Raw genomic sequence first — 15,883 nt, forward strand, 5'->3', positions numbered from 1 at the left:
AAAAGGCCGGAGCAGGAATGCCGAAACTCGGAATGGAGCCGTTGCGCCGCAGGGCGCTCATCGACGCAACGATCTCGGCGATCGGCGAGCGCGGCTCGCTTGATGTGACGATGTCGGAAATCGCCGGGCGTGCCGGCGTGTCCTCGGCGCTTGCCCACCATTATTTCGGTGCCAAGGACGAGTTGCTGTTGGCGACGATGCGGCACATCCTGAGCGAGCTCACCGCCGACACGCGCCGCGCGCTTCGCGCAGCCGGCTCGGCGCGGCAGCGCGTCTCGGCAGTGGTCGCGGTCAATTTCTCCGACATCCAGTTCCGGCCCGAAACGATCGCCGCATGGCTCGCCTTCTATGTCGAGGCGCAGAAATCGGCAGCACTTCGCCGGCTGCTCAGGGTCTATGCGCGGCGGCTGCATTCCAATCTGCTCAGCGGGCTGACCGGCATCCTGCCGAGAAGCGAGGCCGACCGGATCGCCGAAGCGACGGCGGCGCTGATCGACGGGCTCTATATCAGGCGCGCGCTGAAGGACGGCGTCCCCGATGCCGCGACCGCGATTGCACTGGTCGAGGACTATCTCGAAACGAAGCTCAGCGGACGGCAGAAGCAGTGACATCCAAGCGACCCAACATCCTGATCGTGATGGTCGATCAGCTCAACGGAACGCTGTTTCCGGATGGGCCGGCGGACTTCCTGCACGCGCCGCATCTGAAGGCGCTGGCCGCACGTTCGGCTCGTTTTTGCAACAATTACACCGCCTCGCCGCTCTGCGCGCCGGGCCGCGCCGCATTCATGAGCGGCCAGTTGCCGTCACGCACAGGGGTCTATGACAACGCCGCCGAATTCGTGTCTTCGATCCCGACCTTTGCTCATCATCTGCGCGCTGCCGGCTATCACACCTGCCTCTCCGGCAAGATGCATTTCGTCGGCCCGGACCAATTGCACGGTTTCGAAGAGCGGCTGACCACCGACATCTATCCGGCCGACTTCGGTTGGACGCCGGACTATCGCAAGCCCGGCGAGCGGATCGACTGGTGGTATCACAATCTCGGCTCGGTGAGCGGCGCCGGTACTGCCGAGATCACCAACCAGCTGGAATATGACGACGAGGTCGCCTTCCATGCGGTGCAGAAGCTTTATGATTTTGCCCGCGTCTCCGACGACGCCGCACATCGCCCCTGGTGCTTGACTGTTTCCTTCACCCATCCGCACGATCCCTACGTCGCACGGCGGCGCTACTGGGACCACTACGAGGATTGCCCGGCGCTCGAGCCGGAGGTCGGCTTCATTCCTTATGACAGGCAGGACCCGCATTCGCAGCGGCTCTACCGCGCCAGCGACTATGACAGGTTCGACATCACCACGGAGCAGATCCGCCGCGCGCGGCGCGGCTATTTCGCCAACATCTCATATCTCGACGACAAGCTCGGCGAATTGCTGTCCGTGCTCGAGCTTACGCGCATGCTCGACGACACAATCATCCTGTTCTGCTCGGACCATGGCGACATGCTCGGCGAGCGCGGCCTGTGGTTCAAGATGTGCTTCTTCGAAGGTTCGGCGCGGGTGCCTCTGATGATCGCCGGCAACGGCATCGCCGCCGGCCTTATCGAGACGCCGGTCTCCAACCTCGACGTGACGCCGACGCTTTGCGACCTCGCCGGCATCGACATCAGCGCGATTGCGCCGTGGACCGACGGCCAATCGCTGCTGCCGCTGCTGAACGGAAAGAAACGCTCCGCGCCGGTGCTGATGGAATATGCTGCCGAAGGCTCCAACGCCCCGATCGTGGCGATGCGCGAGGGCCGCTACAAATTCATCCATTGCGAGATCGACCCGCCGCAACTGTTTGATCTTGAATCGGATCCGCGGGAATTGACCAACCTCGCCGCCGATCCGGCCAATGCGGCTTTGGTGGCCGCTTTCACCGACAAGGTGCGGGCGCGCTGGGACATGGCTGCGTTCGACGCGGCGGTGCGTGCCAGCCAGGCACGCCGCTGGGTGGTCTACCCGGCGCTGCGCAACGGCACCCATTACCCCTGGGAATTCCAGCCGCTCCAGAAGGCATCGGAGCGCTACATGCGCAACCATATGAACCTCGACCTGCTCGAAGAGCAGAAGCGCTTTCCGCGAGGCGAATGATGACAGATAGTCTCCTCCCCTCGCTCGACCATCTCAGGCAGGCCTATGCCGTCACCTCGAAGGCGACGCAGATCACGCCGCTGCTGGAATCGGCGGCACTCGCCCGCGAGACCGGCGCCGCCCGCGTCTTCGTCAAGGCCGAGTCGCTGCAATGGGCTGGATCGTTCAAGGTGCGCGGCGCCTATTGGCGGCTGAAGCGGCTGTCGCCCGATGAAGCCAAAAATGGCGTCGTCGCCTACTCCTCCGGCAATTTCGCGCAAGGGCTGGCGGCGGCGGGCCAGGCGCTTGGCATTCCCGTCACCATCGTCATGCCGATCGACGCGCCTGCCGCCAAACGCGATGCCACGTCGGGCTATGGCGCCCGCGTCGTGCTGACCGACCATGGCGAGCGCGCGCGTGAGGAAGTCGCTGCCGCCAAGGCGCGCGAGATCGCCGCGAGCGAAGGCCTGGCGCTGCTGCACCCGTTCGACGATCCGGAGATCGTCGCCGGCCAGGCCGGTGCCGGGCTGGAGGCACTCGACCAGCTCGCCGCCAGGCAGGTCGAGGCCGATCTCTTGTTCTGCTCGGTCGGCGGCGGCGGCCTGATCGGCGGTGTTTCGCTGGCCTTCCACTACCTGTCGCCAACCACGAAGATCATCGGCGTGGAGCCGGAAGGTTTTGACGGCATGGGCTCGTCGTTGGCGCATGGCGCCATCGAAACCATGCCGATCGGGCCGAAATCGATCTGCGATGGGCTGATGTCGCGGCGGCCCGGCGACGCGCCGTTCGCAGCGGTGAAGGCCGCCGGCGTTCGCGGCGTCACGGTCGACGATGCTTCGGTGCGGCGCGCCATGCAAATCGCCTTCGAGCGGCTGAAGTTGGTCCTCGAACCTTCGGGCGCTGCTTCGCTCGCGGCACTGCTGGGCGGCAAGGTCGACGTGACCGCCAAGACCGTTCTCGTAATGGCAACCGGCGGCAACGTCTCGCTGGCCGATTTCATTGCGCATATGAACCATGGGCGCGCATGAACCATGCTTGAAGCGGATTTCGTCATTATCGGCTCCGGCTCGGCCGGTTCGGCCATGGCCTACCGGCTGTCGGAGGACGGCAAGCATTCGGTGATCGTCATCGAATATGGTGGCAGCGATATCGGGCCGCTGATCCAGATGCCGTCGGCGCTGTCGATCCCGCTCAATATGAGCCTCTACGACTGGGGCTTTGCCAGCGAGCCGGAGCCGCATCTCGGCGGCCGCGTGCTGGCGACGCCGCGCGGCAAGGTCATCGGCGGCTCATCGTCGATCAACGGCATGGTCTATGTCCGCGGCCATGCGCGCGACTTCGACCACTGGGCCGAACAGGGCGCGGTCGGCTGGGGCTTTGCCGACGTGCTCCCCTATTTCAAGCGCATGGAGGATAGCGCAGGCGGCGAGGACGGCTGGCGCGGCCATGGCGGGCCGCTGACTGTGCAGCGCGGATCGAGGACGAACCCACTCTACGGCGCCTTCGTCGAGGCAGGCCGTCAGGCCGGTTTCGAGCTGACCGACGACTATAACGGCGCGAAGCAGGAAGGCTTTGGGCCGATGGAGCAGACCATTCGCGGCGGTCGCCGCTGGTCGGCGGCGAGTGCCTATCTGAGGCCGGCGCTGAGGCGAAAAAATGTCAGCCTGGTCGAGGGTTTCGCCCGGCGAGTAGTCATCGAGAATCAACGCGCCACCGGCGTCGAGATCGAAGTGCGCAAACGGATTCAGGTGGTCAGAGCGCGGCGCGAGGTGATCGTTGCCGCGTCCTCGATCAACTCGCCCAAGATCCTGATGCTGTCCGGCATCGGCCCCGGCCAGCACCTTAGGGAGAACGGTATTCCGGTGATCGCCGACCGGCCCGGCGTCGGCCGCAATCTGCAGGACCATATGGAACTTTACATCCAGCAGGAATCGACGAAGCCGATCACGCTGAACTCGGTGCTGAACCCGTTCTCGAAGGCGCTGATCGGGGCGCAGTGGCTGTTCTTCAAGTCCGGCCTCGGCGCCACCAATCATTTCGAGGCGGCCGCCTTCGTGCGCTCGCGCGCCGGCGTCGACTATCCCGATATCCAATATCACTTCATCCCGGCCGCGGTCCGCTATGACGGCAAGGCGGCGGCCAAGGCGCATGGTTTCCAGGCGCATGTCGGGCCGATGCGGTCGAAGTCGCGCGGTTCGGTCACGCTGCGCTCGCCCGATCCCAAATCGAAGCCGGTGATCCGCTTCAACTACATGTCGCATCCGGATGACTGGACGGAGTTCCGTCACTGCATCCGGCTGACCCGCGAGATCTTCGGGCAAGCTGCCTTCGATCCGTACCGCGGCAAGGAACTGTCGCCGGGTTCACATGTGCAATCGGATGAGGAGCTCGACGCCTTCATTCGCGACCACGCCGAAAGCGCCTACCATCCTTGCGGCACCTGCAAGATGGGCCGTGCCGATGATGCGATGAGCGTCGTTGATCCGGAATGCCGCGTCATTGGCGTCGAAGGGCTGCGGGTCGCCGATTCCTCGATCTTTCCACGCGTCACCAACGGCAATCTCAACGCGCCGTCGATCATGACCGGCGAGAAGGCCGCCGACCACATTCTCGGGCGTACGCCGCTGCCACCGTCCAACCAGGAACCATGGATCAATCCGCGCTGGCAGGTGTCGGACAGATAGGCCATGATCCGGCGGACGCATATTCTGCATGCCGCGAAAAGACGATTTGGAGAACAGTCATGCGCGCCCAGCCAACGGCATCGCATTATGTCAACGGCCGCTATATCGACGACGAGCGCGGCGCGCCCCTGCCGGTCATCTATCCGGCAACCGGCGAGACCATCGCCATGCTGCGCTCGGCGACACCGAACGTGCTGGAGCTCGCGATCGAGGCGGCGCGTGCGGCACAACCGGCCTGGGCGCGGCTGAAGCCGGTCGAACGCGGCCGCATCCTGCGCCGTGCCGCCGACATCTTGCGCGCGCGCAATGCCGATCTGGCGCGCATCGAGACGCTGGATACCGGTAAGCCGATCCAGGAGACGCTGGTTGCGGACGCTCCGTCGGCGGCGGATTGCCTCGAATATTTCGGCGGCGCGGTCGCCGCCTTCAATGGCGAGGCCGTCGATCTCGGCGGACCCTTTGCCTATACCAGGCGCGAGGCGCTCGGCGTTTGCGTCGGCATCGGCGCCTGGAACTACCCGATCCAGATCGCCGGCTGGAAATCCGCACCCGCCCTAGCCATGGGCAATGCGATGGTTTTCAAGCCCTCGGAGAACACGCCGCTTTCAGCGCTGGCGCTCGCCGAAATCTACACCGAGGCCGGTCTGCCCGACGGGCTGTTCAACGTCGTGCAGGGTTTTGGCGATGTCGGCGCCGGTCTTGTCGGACATGATGTCGTCGCCAAGGTCTCGGTGACCGGCTCGGTGCCAACCGGCCGCAAGGTGCTGTCGCTCGCCGGCTCGAAGATGAAGCACGCGACGATGGAGCTCGGCGGCAAGTCGCCGCTGATCGTCTTCGATGACGCCGACCTCGAAAACGCCATCGGCGGCGCGATGCTCGGCAATTTCTATTCGACCGGCCAGATCTGCTCCAACGGCACGCGGGTCTTCGTGCAGAGCGGCATCCATGACCGTTTCGTCGAGAGGCTGACCGAACGGACGAAGAAAATCCGCATCGGCGATCCGCTCGATCCGGACACGCAGATGGGGCCGCTGGTCTCGAAGGCGCAGCACGACAAGGTGGTCTCTTACATCGAGGCCGGCAAGCAGGATGGCGCGGTACTCGCTTGCGGCGGCAACGTGCCTTCGCTGCAGGGTTTTCAGGGCGGCTTCTTCGTCGAGCCGACGGTGTTCACCGGTGTCACCGACAGGATGCGCATCGCCCGCGAGGAGATTTTCGGGCCGGTGATGAGCGTGCTGAAGTTCGACGGCGAGGACGAGGTGATCGAGCGCGCCAACGATACCGAATTCGGCCTCGCCGCAGGCGTGTTCACACGCGACCTGCAGCGCGCCCACCGCGTCATCGCCGAATTGCAGGCCGGCACCTGCTGGATCAACGCCTACAATCTGACGCCGGTCGAAATCCCCTTCGGCGGCTTCAAGCAGTCCGGCATCGGCCGCGAGAATTCGCTCGCGGCACTGGCGCTCTATTCGCAGCTGAAGTCGGTCTATGTCGAGACGGGGGATGTCGCCAGCCCGTACTGATCCTTGCGGGCCGTGCCGTCGAGATACTGGGTCAGCGCGCAGACCAGATGATAGAAGATGCTGGCCGGCACCTCGCTTGCCAGCGAGCGGCCACGCTCGTCGATGCGGTCGATCCACAGGCCGAGCGGTGCCGGATTGATGTGCCAGCGGAACAGCCGGCCGACACGCGCCTCGATTTCCGGCTTCAGGTCGGGACCGCCCGAACCGTCCAGCGCGATCGCCGCCTTGATCGCTTCGGCCTGCGGCCAGCTGCGCGAGACGCGGTCGAGCGGCAGTCCTTGCCGCGAGACCGCGCCGTAGGCGAGGCCTGTAGCGCGGTTCAGGCCATTGGCAATCGCCGACGCATAAAGTTTCCGGGCGAGCCCGGTCAAGCCGCTCTGGCCACTGCGCCCGGCGAAGTCGACCAGCAGCGAGGCCCATTCGAAATGATGGCCAGGTTCGGTCCACGTGCCCTTCTCGCCAGGGGCCGGCCGCCATTCATGGTCGAAATACTCACCCAGCGTCCAGCTTTCCGGGTCGAAGAAATGGCTGCGGAACAGATCGACGATGCGCGCGGCGCGGCGAAGATAGGCACGCTCGCCCGTCGCCTGATGCCAAGCCAGGAATGCCTCGAGCAGATGCATATGCGGGTTGGAGCGGCGCTCGCCCTCGCCGCTCGAGGTTTCGCGGAAGCCGGTCAGGCGTTCGTCCTCGAGATGCGCGTCGATGAACGCAAAGGTCTCCTCGCCAAGCCGCAACGCATCGGGATTGCCGCACATATGGGCATGTGCCAGCGCCAGGAGCACGCAGGAATGGTCGTAAGCATCCTCGGCGGCGTCGGCGACGGTGCCGTCGATGTTGAGCGTGCGTACCCAGCCGCCATTGTCGGTACGTCCGTGCCTGGCCATGAATTCGAGGCCGTGGCTGATCAGCCGATCGGCCGGGCCGTTCCAGCCGCGCGCCTTGGCGACGGCGAAGGCGTAGATCTGCCTGGCCTGCGTGCGCATGCGCTTGGGTTTCATCAGCGGGGCGGCATCGAAGCCGAGCGCCTCGTGGAACCCGCCATGGCGCTCATCGACGCCGACTGTCGACCACAACGGCACCGTCTCCTCGAACAGCCAATGGTGCACGCGGCGCTGCCAGGCGCCGCTTTCGATGACGCGGTCGTCGGCGGGCGTGAACCTGGTCTCGAGGCGGCCGCTTTTTTCGAGCTGCTCGACGATCTTCTTGACGTTCTGGCTGTGGCTGACCGGGGCGACGAAAGTGGCGTCGGCGGTCGACACGATGGCAACGTCCTTCAGGCCTATGGCCGACAGCAGGCGACCGTCGCTGCGGATATAGGAGTTCTCGCAATCGATGGCGACGACATCGCCGACGATGACATTGCCCTGCGTGTCGGAGGGGCCGACGTCGAGCAGCGATTGCCAGGAGCCGAGATCGTTCCAGCGAAAGCCGGCCGGCACCATGGCGATGCCGCTGGCGCGCTCCATGATCGCATAGTCAATCGATGTCGATGGGATGGCGGCATAGAGCTCCAGAGGCATGTAGAGGCCGGAAAGGTCCGATGTGGCACCCTGGTAGGCTGCCTCGGTGGCGCTCCAGATGTCGGGCTGGAAAGCCATGAACGCGTCGCGCATGGCACTGGCGCGAAACAGGAAGATGCCGGTGTTCCAGTAGAAATTGCCGGCCTCGAGATAGCTCTGCGCGGTGGCGAGATCGGGTTTTTCGACGAAACGCGAGACATCGCAGATGCCATCGCGCTCGCCGGCCACCTCGATGTAGCCATAACCGGTCTCGGGTTGGGCGGGCTTGATGCCGAACACCACCAGCCTGCCCTGGCGCGCGACAGCCGTGCCGGCCTCGACGCTGCGCCAGAATTGCTGTGGCGTCGCGATCTCATGGTCGGACGGCACCACCAGCACCAGGCTGTCGCCGAATTCCGACAGCGTGCGCAGGCTTGCCAAAGCGACGGCAGCGGCGGTGTTGCGTCCGGTCGGCTCGAACAGCGGACCGCCGCCGGAAAGCTCGTGACCGGCAATGTCGGCATGAACGCGGTCGGCATGCCTTTCCGAGGCAATCAGGAAAACCGGCGTTTCGCCCTCCGGCCGCGCCGTCAGCCGGCGCAGCGTCTTGGCCAGCATCGAGCCGTCGCCGGAGAAATCATGGAACTGCTTGGGATTGTCCTCGCGCGACAGCGGCCACAGCCGCGAGCCGACGCCTCCGCTCATCACAAAACTGACGATCCGTTCGGTCATGAAAACAAGCCCCGCGTTCAAAAGGTCTGATTGTAAGCGCCAACTTCGGAGCTGCGGCGCAGCACCGCATCGACGGCTTCGAACATCTGCCGGCGCCGCTCGGATGATACCGGGCTCTCCACCACCACCACAAGCTCCGGCTTGTTCGATGATGCCCGCACCAGGCCCCAGGTGCCGTCCTCCGCCACGACCCTGACGCCGTTGACGGTGATCAGTTCGGCGATCTTCTGGCCGGCGAAGACCGCGCCCTCGTCCTTCATCTTGCGAAAGTCGCCTACGACGCGCTCGACGACGCCGTATTTGAGCTCGTCGGCGCAATGTGGCGACATGGTCGGCGTGCCGAAGGTCAGCGGCAGGTCGCGGTAGAGGTCGGCCATGCTGCTTTGCGGGCTGCGATCCAGCATCTGGCATATGGCGATGGCCGTGACCAGACCATCGTCGTAGCCGCGGCCGATCGGCGGATTGAAGAAGAAATGGCCCGATTTCTCGAAACCGGCGGCGGCGCCGAGTTCGGCAACGCGCCGCTTGATATAGGAGTGACCGGTTTTCCAATAATCGGTGACCGCGCCATTTTCCCGCAACACCTTGTCCGTCATGAACAATCCGGTCGACTTGACGTCGACGACGAAGGTCGAGCCGGGATAGAGGTGCGAGATGTCGCGCGCCAGCATGACACCGACCTTGTCGGCGAAAATCTCGTTGCCTTCATTATCGACCACGCCGCAGCGATCGCCGTCGCCGTCGAAGCCGAGCCCGACATCGGCGCCCGTCTCCAGCACCTTGTCGCGAATGGCGTGCAGCATCTGCATGTCTTCGGGGTTGGGATTGTAGTTGGGAAACGTATGATCGAGCTCGACGTCGAGCGGGATCACCTCGCAGCCGATCCTTTCCAGTGCCTCGGGAGCGAAAGCCCCGGCGGTGCCGTTGCCGCAAGCGGCCACCACCTTGAGCTTCCTGGAGATACGCTTTCCCGCTGTCAGATCGTCGAGGTAGGTTTTGCGGAAATCCGCAACGAAGTCATAGGAGCCACCACCGACAAGGTCGAAATCGCCTGAGAGCACGATCGCCTTCAAGGCGCTCATCTCTTCCGGACCAAAAGTCAGCGGGCGCGCCGCGCCCATCTTGACGCCGGTCCAGCCATTCTCGTTGTGCGAGGCAGTGACCATGGCGACGGACGGCGTGTCCAGCGCGAACTGGGCGAAATAAGCCATCGGCGACAGGGCCAGCCCGACATCCTTGACCCGTGCGCCGGCCGCCATCAGCCCGGAAACCAGCGCCAGCTTTATGGCAAGCGAATAGGAGCGGAAATCGTGACCGGTGACGATGTCGGGTCCGGCACCCAGGCGACGGATCAGCGTGCCGAGCCCCATGCCGAGCGCCTGGACGCCGATCAGATTGAGTTCCGGCGTTTCGTTCGAGCCGGGATGGCCGAACCACCAGCGCGCATCATATTCGCGAAACCCGGACGGCTTGATCAACGCCGAGGTTTCAAACTCAAAAGTGTTTGGTCTGACATCGCTAACGATCTTCATCGACAAGGCTGCAAACTCCAGGCGGCTGAATCAGGTGCTTCGAGGCAAGTGGACGGTTACCCACAAGCCCTTTAAGCCGTGTTTGTGCGACAGGAAACTGAAACCTGTATGACGTGGCGGCTAAAGCGAAAGAAATGCGACAGAAGCGCTGCCATTGGCGCTTGCAGTAACCAAACGCGGCGGCTATAAGCCCGCGGTCTGGTCACGGAGTGTAGCGCAGCCTGGTAGCGCACATCGTTCGGGACGATGGGGTCGCAGGTTCAAATCCTGCCACTCCGACCAGAAAAAACAGCGGCTTAGCTGTTTTTGTTCCCGAAACAACGCAGTTCTGACCAATCACGCTATGCACTCAGGCGAAATCGCGTGACGTCGATGGCCGCGGCCATCAGTGTCTGTGTGTAGGTGGCCTGCGGATTGCTGAAGATCGCCTCGGCCGGTCCCTCCTCGACGATCTTGCCCTGCTTCATGACAATGATGTAGTCGGCCATGGCGCGCACGACGGCGAGATCGTGGCTGATGAATAGATAGGACAGCTCGTGGTCGGCCTGCAGCTTGCGCAGCAATTCGACGATCTGCTTCTGCACGGAGCGGTCCAGCGCCGAGGTCGGCTCGTCCAGCACCACCACCTTCGGCTTGAGGATCATGGCGCGCGCAATGGCGATGCGCTGCCGCTGGCCGCCGGAGAATTCGTGCGGATAGCGGTTGCGCGTGTTCGGGTCGAGCCCGACTTCGAGCAAGGCGTCGACCGCGCGGAGATCGCGCTGCCTGCCCGACAGATTGGGCTCGTGGACCAAGAGCCCCTCGGTGATGATCTGGCCGACGGTCATGCGTGGCGACAGCGAGCCGAATGGATCCTGGAAGACCAGCTGCAATTCGCGCCGCAGCGGCCGCATCGCCTGGCGGTCGGCGTGGGAAATGTCGCGATCGCCAAGCCGGATGATGCCGTCGCTGGGCAGGAGCCGCAGCAAGGCGCGGCCGAGCGTCGATTTTCCCGAGCCGGATTCGCCGACGATGCCGATGGTCTGGTTGCGCTTCAACCGGATCGAAATGCGATCGACGGCGCGCAGCAGCAGCGGCTCGCCGCCAAGAAATCCGCCGCCGATCCTAAAGGTCACCTCGACGTTCCTGCCTTCAAGCAGGACAGGCGCATTCGGAGGCGGCGGCGCCTTGGTGCCGGTCGGTTCGGCGGCGAGTAGCATCTTGGTGTAGGCGTGCTGCGGGTTGGCGAAGATCGCTTCCGCCTCGCCCTCCTCGACCACCTCGCCATAGCGCATCACATAGACCCGATCGGCAAAGCGCCTGACGATGCCGAGATCGTGGGTGATGAAGACGATCGCCATGCCGAGCTTGCGCTGCAGTTCGGCGAGCAGCATGAGGATCTGCGCCTGGATGGTCACGTCGAGCGCGGTCGTCGGCTCATCGGCGATCAGTATGTCGGGGTCGTTGGCCAGCGCCATGGCAATCATGACGCGCTGGCGCTGGCCGCCCGACAACTCGTGCGGATAGGATTTCATCCGCCGCTCCGGATCGGGAATATGGACCAGCCGCAGCAACTTGAGCGCCTCCTCGCGCGCCGCGGCGGCGCCAAGTCCGCGATGCTTGCGGATCGGCTCGATCAGCTGGTTGCCAATCGAATAGAGCGGGTCGAGCGACGTCATCGGCTCCTGGAAGATCATGCTGATCTTGCGGCCGCGGATCTTGTTGAGCTCAGGCTTGCTCAAGGTCAAAAGATTGCGGCCGCGATAATCGACTGTGCCGGTGGCTTCGCCGTTCGAGGCGAGCAGGCTCATCGCCGCCATCATCGTCTGGCTCTTGCCGGAACCGGATTCGCCGACGACGGCGACGGTTTCGCCTGATTTGACGTGGATGTTGATACCCTTCACCGCCTCCACCACACCGTCGAGGGTGCGGAAGCGGACGCGAAGGTCCTTGACGCTGAGGATGGTTTCGGAAGCAGCCATCTCAACGATCCTTCGGGTCGAGCGCGTCGCGTAGCCCATCGCCGACGAAATTCAGCGCAAACAGCGTGGAGACGAGAAAGAAGGCCGGGAACAAAAGCAGCCAGTTGGCCGAGCCGATGTTCTGGGCGCCAACCGAAATCAGCACGCCCCAGCTGGTCATCGGCTCCTGGACGCCGAGCCCGAGGAACGACAAAAAACTCTCCAGGATGATGACCTGCGGCACCAGCAGCGTCATATAGATCACCACCGGCCCGAGCAAATTGGGGATCACATGGCGCAGCAGAATGCCGCGCTGGCCGACGCCCATCGCCTCAGCCGCCTGGACATATTCCTGCCGGCGGATCGACAGCGCCTGTCCGCGCACGATGCGCGCCATGTCGAGCCACAGCACCGCGCCGACGGCCAGGAACATCAGCACGAAGTTCCTGCCGAAGAACACCACCAGCATGATGACGAAGAAGATGAACGGCAAAGAATAAAGCACGTCGACGACACGCATCATCACCTCGTCGACCCTGCCGCCGGCAAGGCCGGCGGTGGCGCCGTAGAGCACGCCGATGACCACGGCCACGATGCCGGCAAGCAGGCCGATGGCCAGCGATATGCGCCCGGCCATCAGCGTTCGGGATAGGAGATCGCGGCCGGTATTGTCGGTGCCGAACACGAAATATTGCTGCTTGATCGAGGCACTCATCACCATTTCGAGACCGTCCGGCGATTTGCTCTCGATCTTTGTGTCATCAAAGGTATCGGAACGATCAAGGTAGCGAATGTTGCGGTCGTCGATCGGCTTGGACGATTTGACGGTGACGAACACACGGCTGCCCTCCTGCCGCCACTCCTTGATGTCGACGCGCATACGCCTGATCGCCTCATCGAGAGCGCCTTCGATCATGTCGGCCTTCGGATAGGCGGAGAAGCTCGGCGGCGTCCGGACATAGTCGGCGTAGATGGTGGTGTATTGGTGCGGCACGAAATAGGGCCCAAACACGCTGATGACGGCGATGAAGGCAAGATAATAGAGGCTGAACATGGCCGCGCGATTGGCCTTGAGGCGCGCCCAGGCGTCACCCCACAGGGATCGACCGACGACCGGTGCGGCAACTGCGATATCAGTCATAGCGCACCCTCGGATCGACGACCCCATAGAGGACGTCGACGATCAGGTTGAAGACAATGGTGAAGAGCGCGATGACCACCACCGTTCCCATCACCAGTGTGTAGTCGCGGTTGAGCGCGGCAACGACGAAATGGCGACCGATGCCCGGGATAGAGAAGATGGTCTCGACGATGATCGAGCCGGTGAGGAGGGCTGCAGCTGCCGGACCGGTGAAGGAGACGATCGGCAGGATGGCGCCGCGCAGTGCATGCTTGACGACGACTGACCAGTCGGACAGGCCGAGAGCGCGCGCGGTGCGGATGTGATGCGAGTGCAGCGATTCGATCATCGAGCCGCGCATCAGGCGGGCAACGATGGCGATCTGCGGCAGAGCGAGCGTCAGCACCGGGCCGACCTTGTTGATGAGGGCTCCATCCCCCCAGCCACCGATCGGCAGCAGCTTCCAGGTCAATCCGAACACAAGCTGGATTACCGGGGCGATGACAAAGGTTGGTATGGTGCTGCCGGCGGTCGCCAGTGCGATCACCGAATAGTCGGCAAGCTTGTTCTGGTTGAGCGCGGCAACAGTGCCGAGCACGCTGCCGAGGAGCAGCGCCAGAACGAGCGCCGAAGCGCCGAGTTGGATCGAGATCGGCAGGCCTTCCCTGAACAGCTCGCCGACGGTGAAATCCGGCATGTTGTAGCTGGGACCGAAATTGCCGCGCAGAAGATTGCCTAGATAATGGAGGTATTGCAGCCAGAGCGGGTCGTTGAGGCCGAACTGGGCTTCGAGATTGGCTCTGATCTCGGGGCTCAGGCCCCGCTCCTGGTTGAACGGGCCGCCCGGCGCGACGCGTATCAGGAAGAACGCTATGGTCACGATGACGAACAGCGTCGGGATGGCGGTCAGCAGCCGCCGGAAAACGAATCGCAGCATCGATGCCCCGCTTGATCCAGAGCAGCGCGCGTCCGGCTGGACGATTGCGCTCTAGCCTTCAAATCTTCGCACCGACATTGTCGAAAATCGAATCCGGTTCCCGGGCCGATGCGATGGCAAACCGGCGCCGCCGCGCGTTGAGTTGCGCGGCGGCCTGGCTAAGGGATCAGTCCTTGCTGATGAAGCGGGACGGATGGATGTCCATCACATTGTCGTCGAAGCCGTGCAGCTTCGAGGAAACGATGTCGTGGTAGCTGTAGTAGAGAAGCGGTATCTCGCCGACGTCGTCGACGAGGATGCGCTCGGCCTCGGCGAGTTCCTTCATGCGCTGTTCGGGCTTGCCGCCGGCGGCGGCGGCCTTATCCATTGCCGCTTCGAATTTCGGGCTGTCGTAGCTCGAATAATTATTGCCGCTGGCCTTGCGGGATATGCCGAGGAAAGTTTCCGGGTCCTTGTAATCGGCGATCCAGGCGGCACGCGCCACGTCATAGTCGCCCTTCTGCTCGAGGAAGGAGTAGTGCGTCTTGGTGTCGGTGTTGAGCAGGCTGACCTCGACGCCAAGCGGCTTCAGCTGTTCCTGGATAGCGACAGCGGTGTTCTTGTGGTTTTCCGAGGTGTTGTAGCGGATCTGCATCTTCAACGGATGCTCGGGTGTATAGCCGAGTTTCTCGAGGATCTTCTTCGCAGCGTCCTCGCGGTCGATCTGCGACATGTCGGCGTATTTGGCCAGTGCCGGCGTGTAGCCCTCGATGCCTGGAGGCACCATCGAATAGCCGGGCAGCATCGAATTCTGCCAGACTTTTTCAGCAAGGAAGTCGCGATCGATCGCCATCGAGATGGCGTTGCGCAGTTCGACATTGTCCCACGGCGCCTTGTCGGTCTTGATCGCGTAATAGTAGATGCCGAGATATGGCCCGACACGGACCTGGTCGCCGAATTTGGCCCTGAGGTCGGCGAGCTGTTCGGTCGGCAGGTCACCGTAACTGTCGAATTCGCCGGCCTCGAAGCGCTTCATCGCCGACGAGCGATCCTCGGTCGGGATGTAGTTGACCACGTCGAACTTGACGCTCGCGGCATCCCAGAATTTCGGATTCTTGACCAGCTTCAGATGGTCGTTGGGAATCCACTCTGCCGCTGTAAAGGCCCCGTTGGACACCAGCTTGCCTGCCTTGATCCAGTCGGCGCCAAGCTTTTCGATAGACGCCTTGTTGACCGGATAGGTCGCCTGATGGGTCAGCATCTCCAGGAAGTAAGGCGTTGGCGCCTTGAGCGTGACTTCGAGGGTATTTGCGTCAATCGCCTTGACGCCCATATCCTCCGGCTTGCCCTTCTTGGTGTTGACTTCCTCGGCACCCTTCACAGGATAAAGCATGGAAGCGTATTCGGCTGCGGTGGCCGGATCTTCCAGCCGACGGAACGAATAAACGAAGTCGTCCGCCGTTACCGGGCTGCCATCCGACCAGAGGCCATCCTTGCGCAGCTTGAAGGTGTAGACAGTGCCGTCGTCGGACACCGTCCAGCTTTCGGCGGCGCCCGGAATGAGATTCGTCTTCTGGTCATGCATGACGAGGCCCTGGAACAGGTCGCGTATGATATCGGCTTCGTAGACCGTCGAGGTCTTGTGCGGGTCGAGCGTCTCCGCTTCGGCGGCGGCTCCGCGGTTGTAGACGGTTTCGGCGAAAGCCGGCGTGTAGAACGCACCGGCGGCCAAGATCATGGTCGTGGCGAGTACCGTCGCCTTCAGCACATGTTTCAGCATGGAGTTCTCCCTAATGACGTCGCCCTTCAGCCACGTCTCTA

11 protein-coding genes and 1 tRNA gene are annotated in these 15,883 nt (G+C 63.4%); 6 read left to right on the forward strand and 6 right to left on the reverse strand.

The window, feature by feature from the left end; all coding sequences use genetic code 11:
* Positions 1-17: 17 nt before the first annotated feature.
* Genes betI through betB form a run of 5 tightly spaced genes read left to right on the forward strand, consistent with a single transcriptional unit; the run spans position 18 to position 6,320 of the window.
* The gene (betI, locus tag NKI19_RS10615) at positions 18-608 is read left to right on the forward strand and encodes a choline-binding transcriptional repressor BetI (RefSeq protein ID WP_352490810.1); all 591 of its coding nucleotides are present in this window, start codon (positions 18-20) and stop codon (positions 606-608) included.
* Entirely contained in the window at positions 605-2,134 is a 1,530-nt protein-coding gene (betC, locus tag NKI19_RS10620) for a choline-sulfatase (protein ID WP_352490809.1), read from the forward strand. The genes betI and betC overlap by 4 nt, the downstream gene beginning before the upstream one ends.
* Positions 2,134-3,141, forward strand: a complete 1,008-nt coding sequence (locus tag NKI19_RS10625) for a threonine/serine dehydratase family protein (protein ID WP_352490808.1) — start codon at positions 2,134-2,136, stop codon at positions 3,139-3,141. The genes betC and NKI19_RS10625 overlap by 1 nt, the downstream gene beginning before the upstream one ends.
* 3 nt (positions 3,142-3,144) lie before the next feature.
* The gene (betA, locus tag NKI19_RS10630) at positions 3,145-4,797 is read left to right on the forward strand and encodes a choline dehydrogenase (RefSeq protein WP_352566515.1); all 1,653 of its coding nucleotides are present in this window, start codon (positions 3,145-3,147) and stop codon (positions 4,795-4,797) included.
* A gap of 59 nt (positions 4,798-4,856) precedes the next feature.
* Positions 4,857-6,320, forward strand: a complete 1,464-nt coding sequence (gene betB / locus NKI19_RS10635) for a betaine-aldehyde dehydrogenase (RefSeq protein WP_352566513.1) — start codon at positions 4,857-4,859, stop codon at positions 6,318-6,320.
* On the opposite strand, the gene NKI19_RS10640 is transcribed toward betB, so the two are convergent.
* Entirely contained in the window at positions 6,284-8,554 is a 2,271-nt protein-coding gene (locus NKI19_RS10640) for an AGE family epimerase/isomerase (RefSeq protein WP_352566511.1), read from the reverse strand. The two genes, betB and NKI19_RS10640, sit on opposite strands and share 37 nt — an antisense overlap.
* Positions 8,555-8,571: 17 nt before the next feature.
* Positions 8,572-10,086 (reverse strand): phosphomannomutase/phosphoglucomutase, encoded by a 1,515-nt coding sequence (locus tag NKI19_RS10645; RefSeq protein WP_502899268.1) that lies wholly within the window; start codon positions 10,084-10,086, stop codon positions 8,572-8,574.
* 205 nt (positions 10,087-10,291) lie between these two features.
* Between NKI19_RS10645 and NKI19_RS10650 the strand changes: the two genes are divergently transcribed.
* Positions 10,292-10,368, forward strand: a tRNA-Pro gene (locus NKI19_RS10650).
* 59 nt (positions 10,369-10,427) lie between these two features.
* On the opposite strand, the gene NKI19_RS10655 is transcribed toward NKI19_RS10650, so the two are convergent.
* From NKI19_RS10655 to NKI19_RS10670, 4 genes are all read right to left on the reverse strand, one after another.
* A complete protein-coding gene (locus NKI19_RS10655; RefSeq protein ID WP_352566509.1) occupies positions 10,428-12,047 on the reverse strand; it encodes an ABC transporter ATP-binding protein in 1,620 nt (539 codons plus the stop codon).
* 1 nt (position 12,048) lies between these two features.
* A complete protein-coding gene (locus NKI19_RS10660; RefSeq protein ID WP_352490802.1) occupies positions 12,049-13,167 on the reverse strand; it encodes an ABC transporter permease in 1,119 nt (372 codons plus the stop codon).
* Positions 13,160-14,083: an ABC transporter permease subunit gene (locus NKI19_RS10665; protein WP_352490801.1), complete on the reverse strand. Its 924-nt coding sequence runs from the start codon at positions 14,081-14,083 to the stop codon at positions 13,160-13,162. Before NKI19_RS10665 ends, NKI19_RS10660 begins: the two co-directional genes overlap by 8 nt.
* A 166-nt stretch (positions 14,084-14,249) precedes the next feature.
* Entirely contained in the window at positions 14,250-15,842 is a 1,593-nt protein-coding gene (locus NKI19_RS10670) for a peptide ABC transporter substrate-binding protein (protein ID WP_352566507.1), read from the reverse strand.
* Between the last annotated feature and the right edge of the window lie 41 nt (positions 15,843-15,883).

Source organism: Mesorhizobium sp. M0751, from assembly GCF_040320265.1.
In the GTDB taxonomy this organism is placed as follows: Bacteria; Pseudomonadota; Alphaproteobacteria; order Rhizobiales; family Rhizobiaceae; genus Mesorhizobium.

What these genes read in the sequence shown, in the direction of transcription:
- betI (WP_352490810.1), top strand. Translation starts at nt 18, where the DNA reads ATGCCGAAACTCGGAATGGAGCCGTTGCGCCGCAGGGCGCTCATCGAC.
- NKI19_RS10625 (WP_352490808.1), top strand. Translation starts at nt 2,134, where the DNA reads ATGACAGATAGTCTCCTCCCCTCGCTCGACCATCTCAGGCAGGCCTAT.
- betA (WP_352566515.1), top strand. Translation starts at nt 3,145, where the DNA reads ATGCTTGAAGCGGATTTCGTCATTATCGGCTCCGGCTCGGCCGGTTCG.
- betB (WP_352566513.1), top strand. Translation starts at nt 4,857, where the DNA reads ATGCGCGCCCAGCCAACGGCATCGCATTATGTCAACGGCCGCTATATC.
- NKI19_RS10640 (WP_352566511.1), bottom strand. Translation starts at nt 8,554, where the DNA reads ATGACCGAACGGATCGTCAGTTTTGTGATGAGCGGAGGCGTCGGCTCG.
- NKI19_RS10645 (WP_502899268.1), bottom strand. Translation starts at nt 10,086, where the DNA reads ATGAAGATCGTTAGCGATGTCAGACCAAACACTTTTGAGTTTGAAACC.
- NKI19_RS10655 (WP_352566509.1), bottom strand. Translation starts at nt 12,047, where the DNA reads ATGGCTGCTTCCGAAACCATCCTCAGCGTCAAGGACCTTCGCGTCCGC.
- NKI19_RS10660 (WP_352490802.1), bottom strand. Translation starts at nt 13,167, where the DNA reads ATGACTGATATCGCAGTTGCCGCACCGGTCGTCGGTCGATCCCTGTGG.
- NKI19_RS10665 (WP_352490801.1), bottom strand. Translation starts at nt 14,083, where the DNA reads ATGCTGCGATTCGTTTTCCGGCGGCTGCTGACCGCCATCCCGACGCTG.
- NKI19_RS10670 (WP_352566507.1), bottom strand. Translation starts at nt 15,842, where the DNA reads ATGCTGAAACATGTGCTGAAGGCGACGGTACTCGCCACGACCATGATC.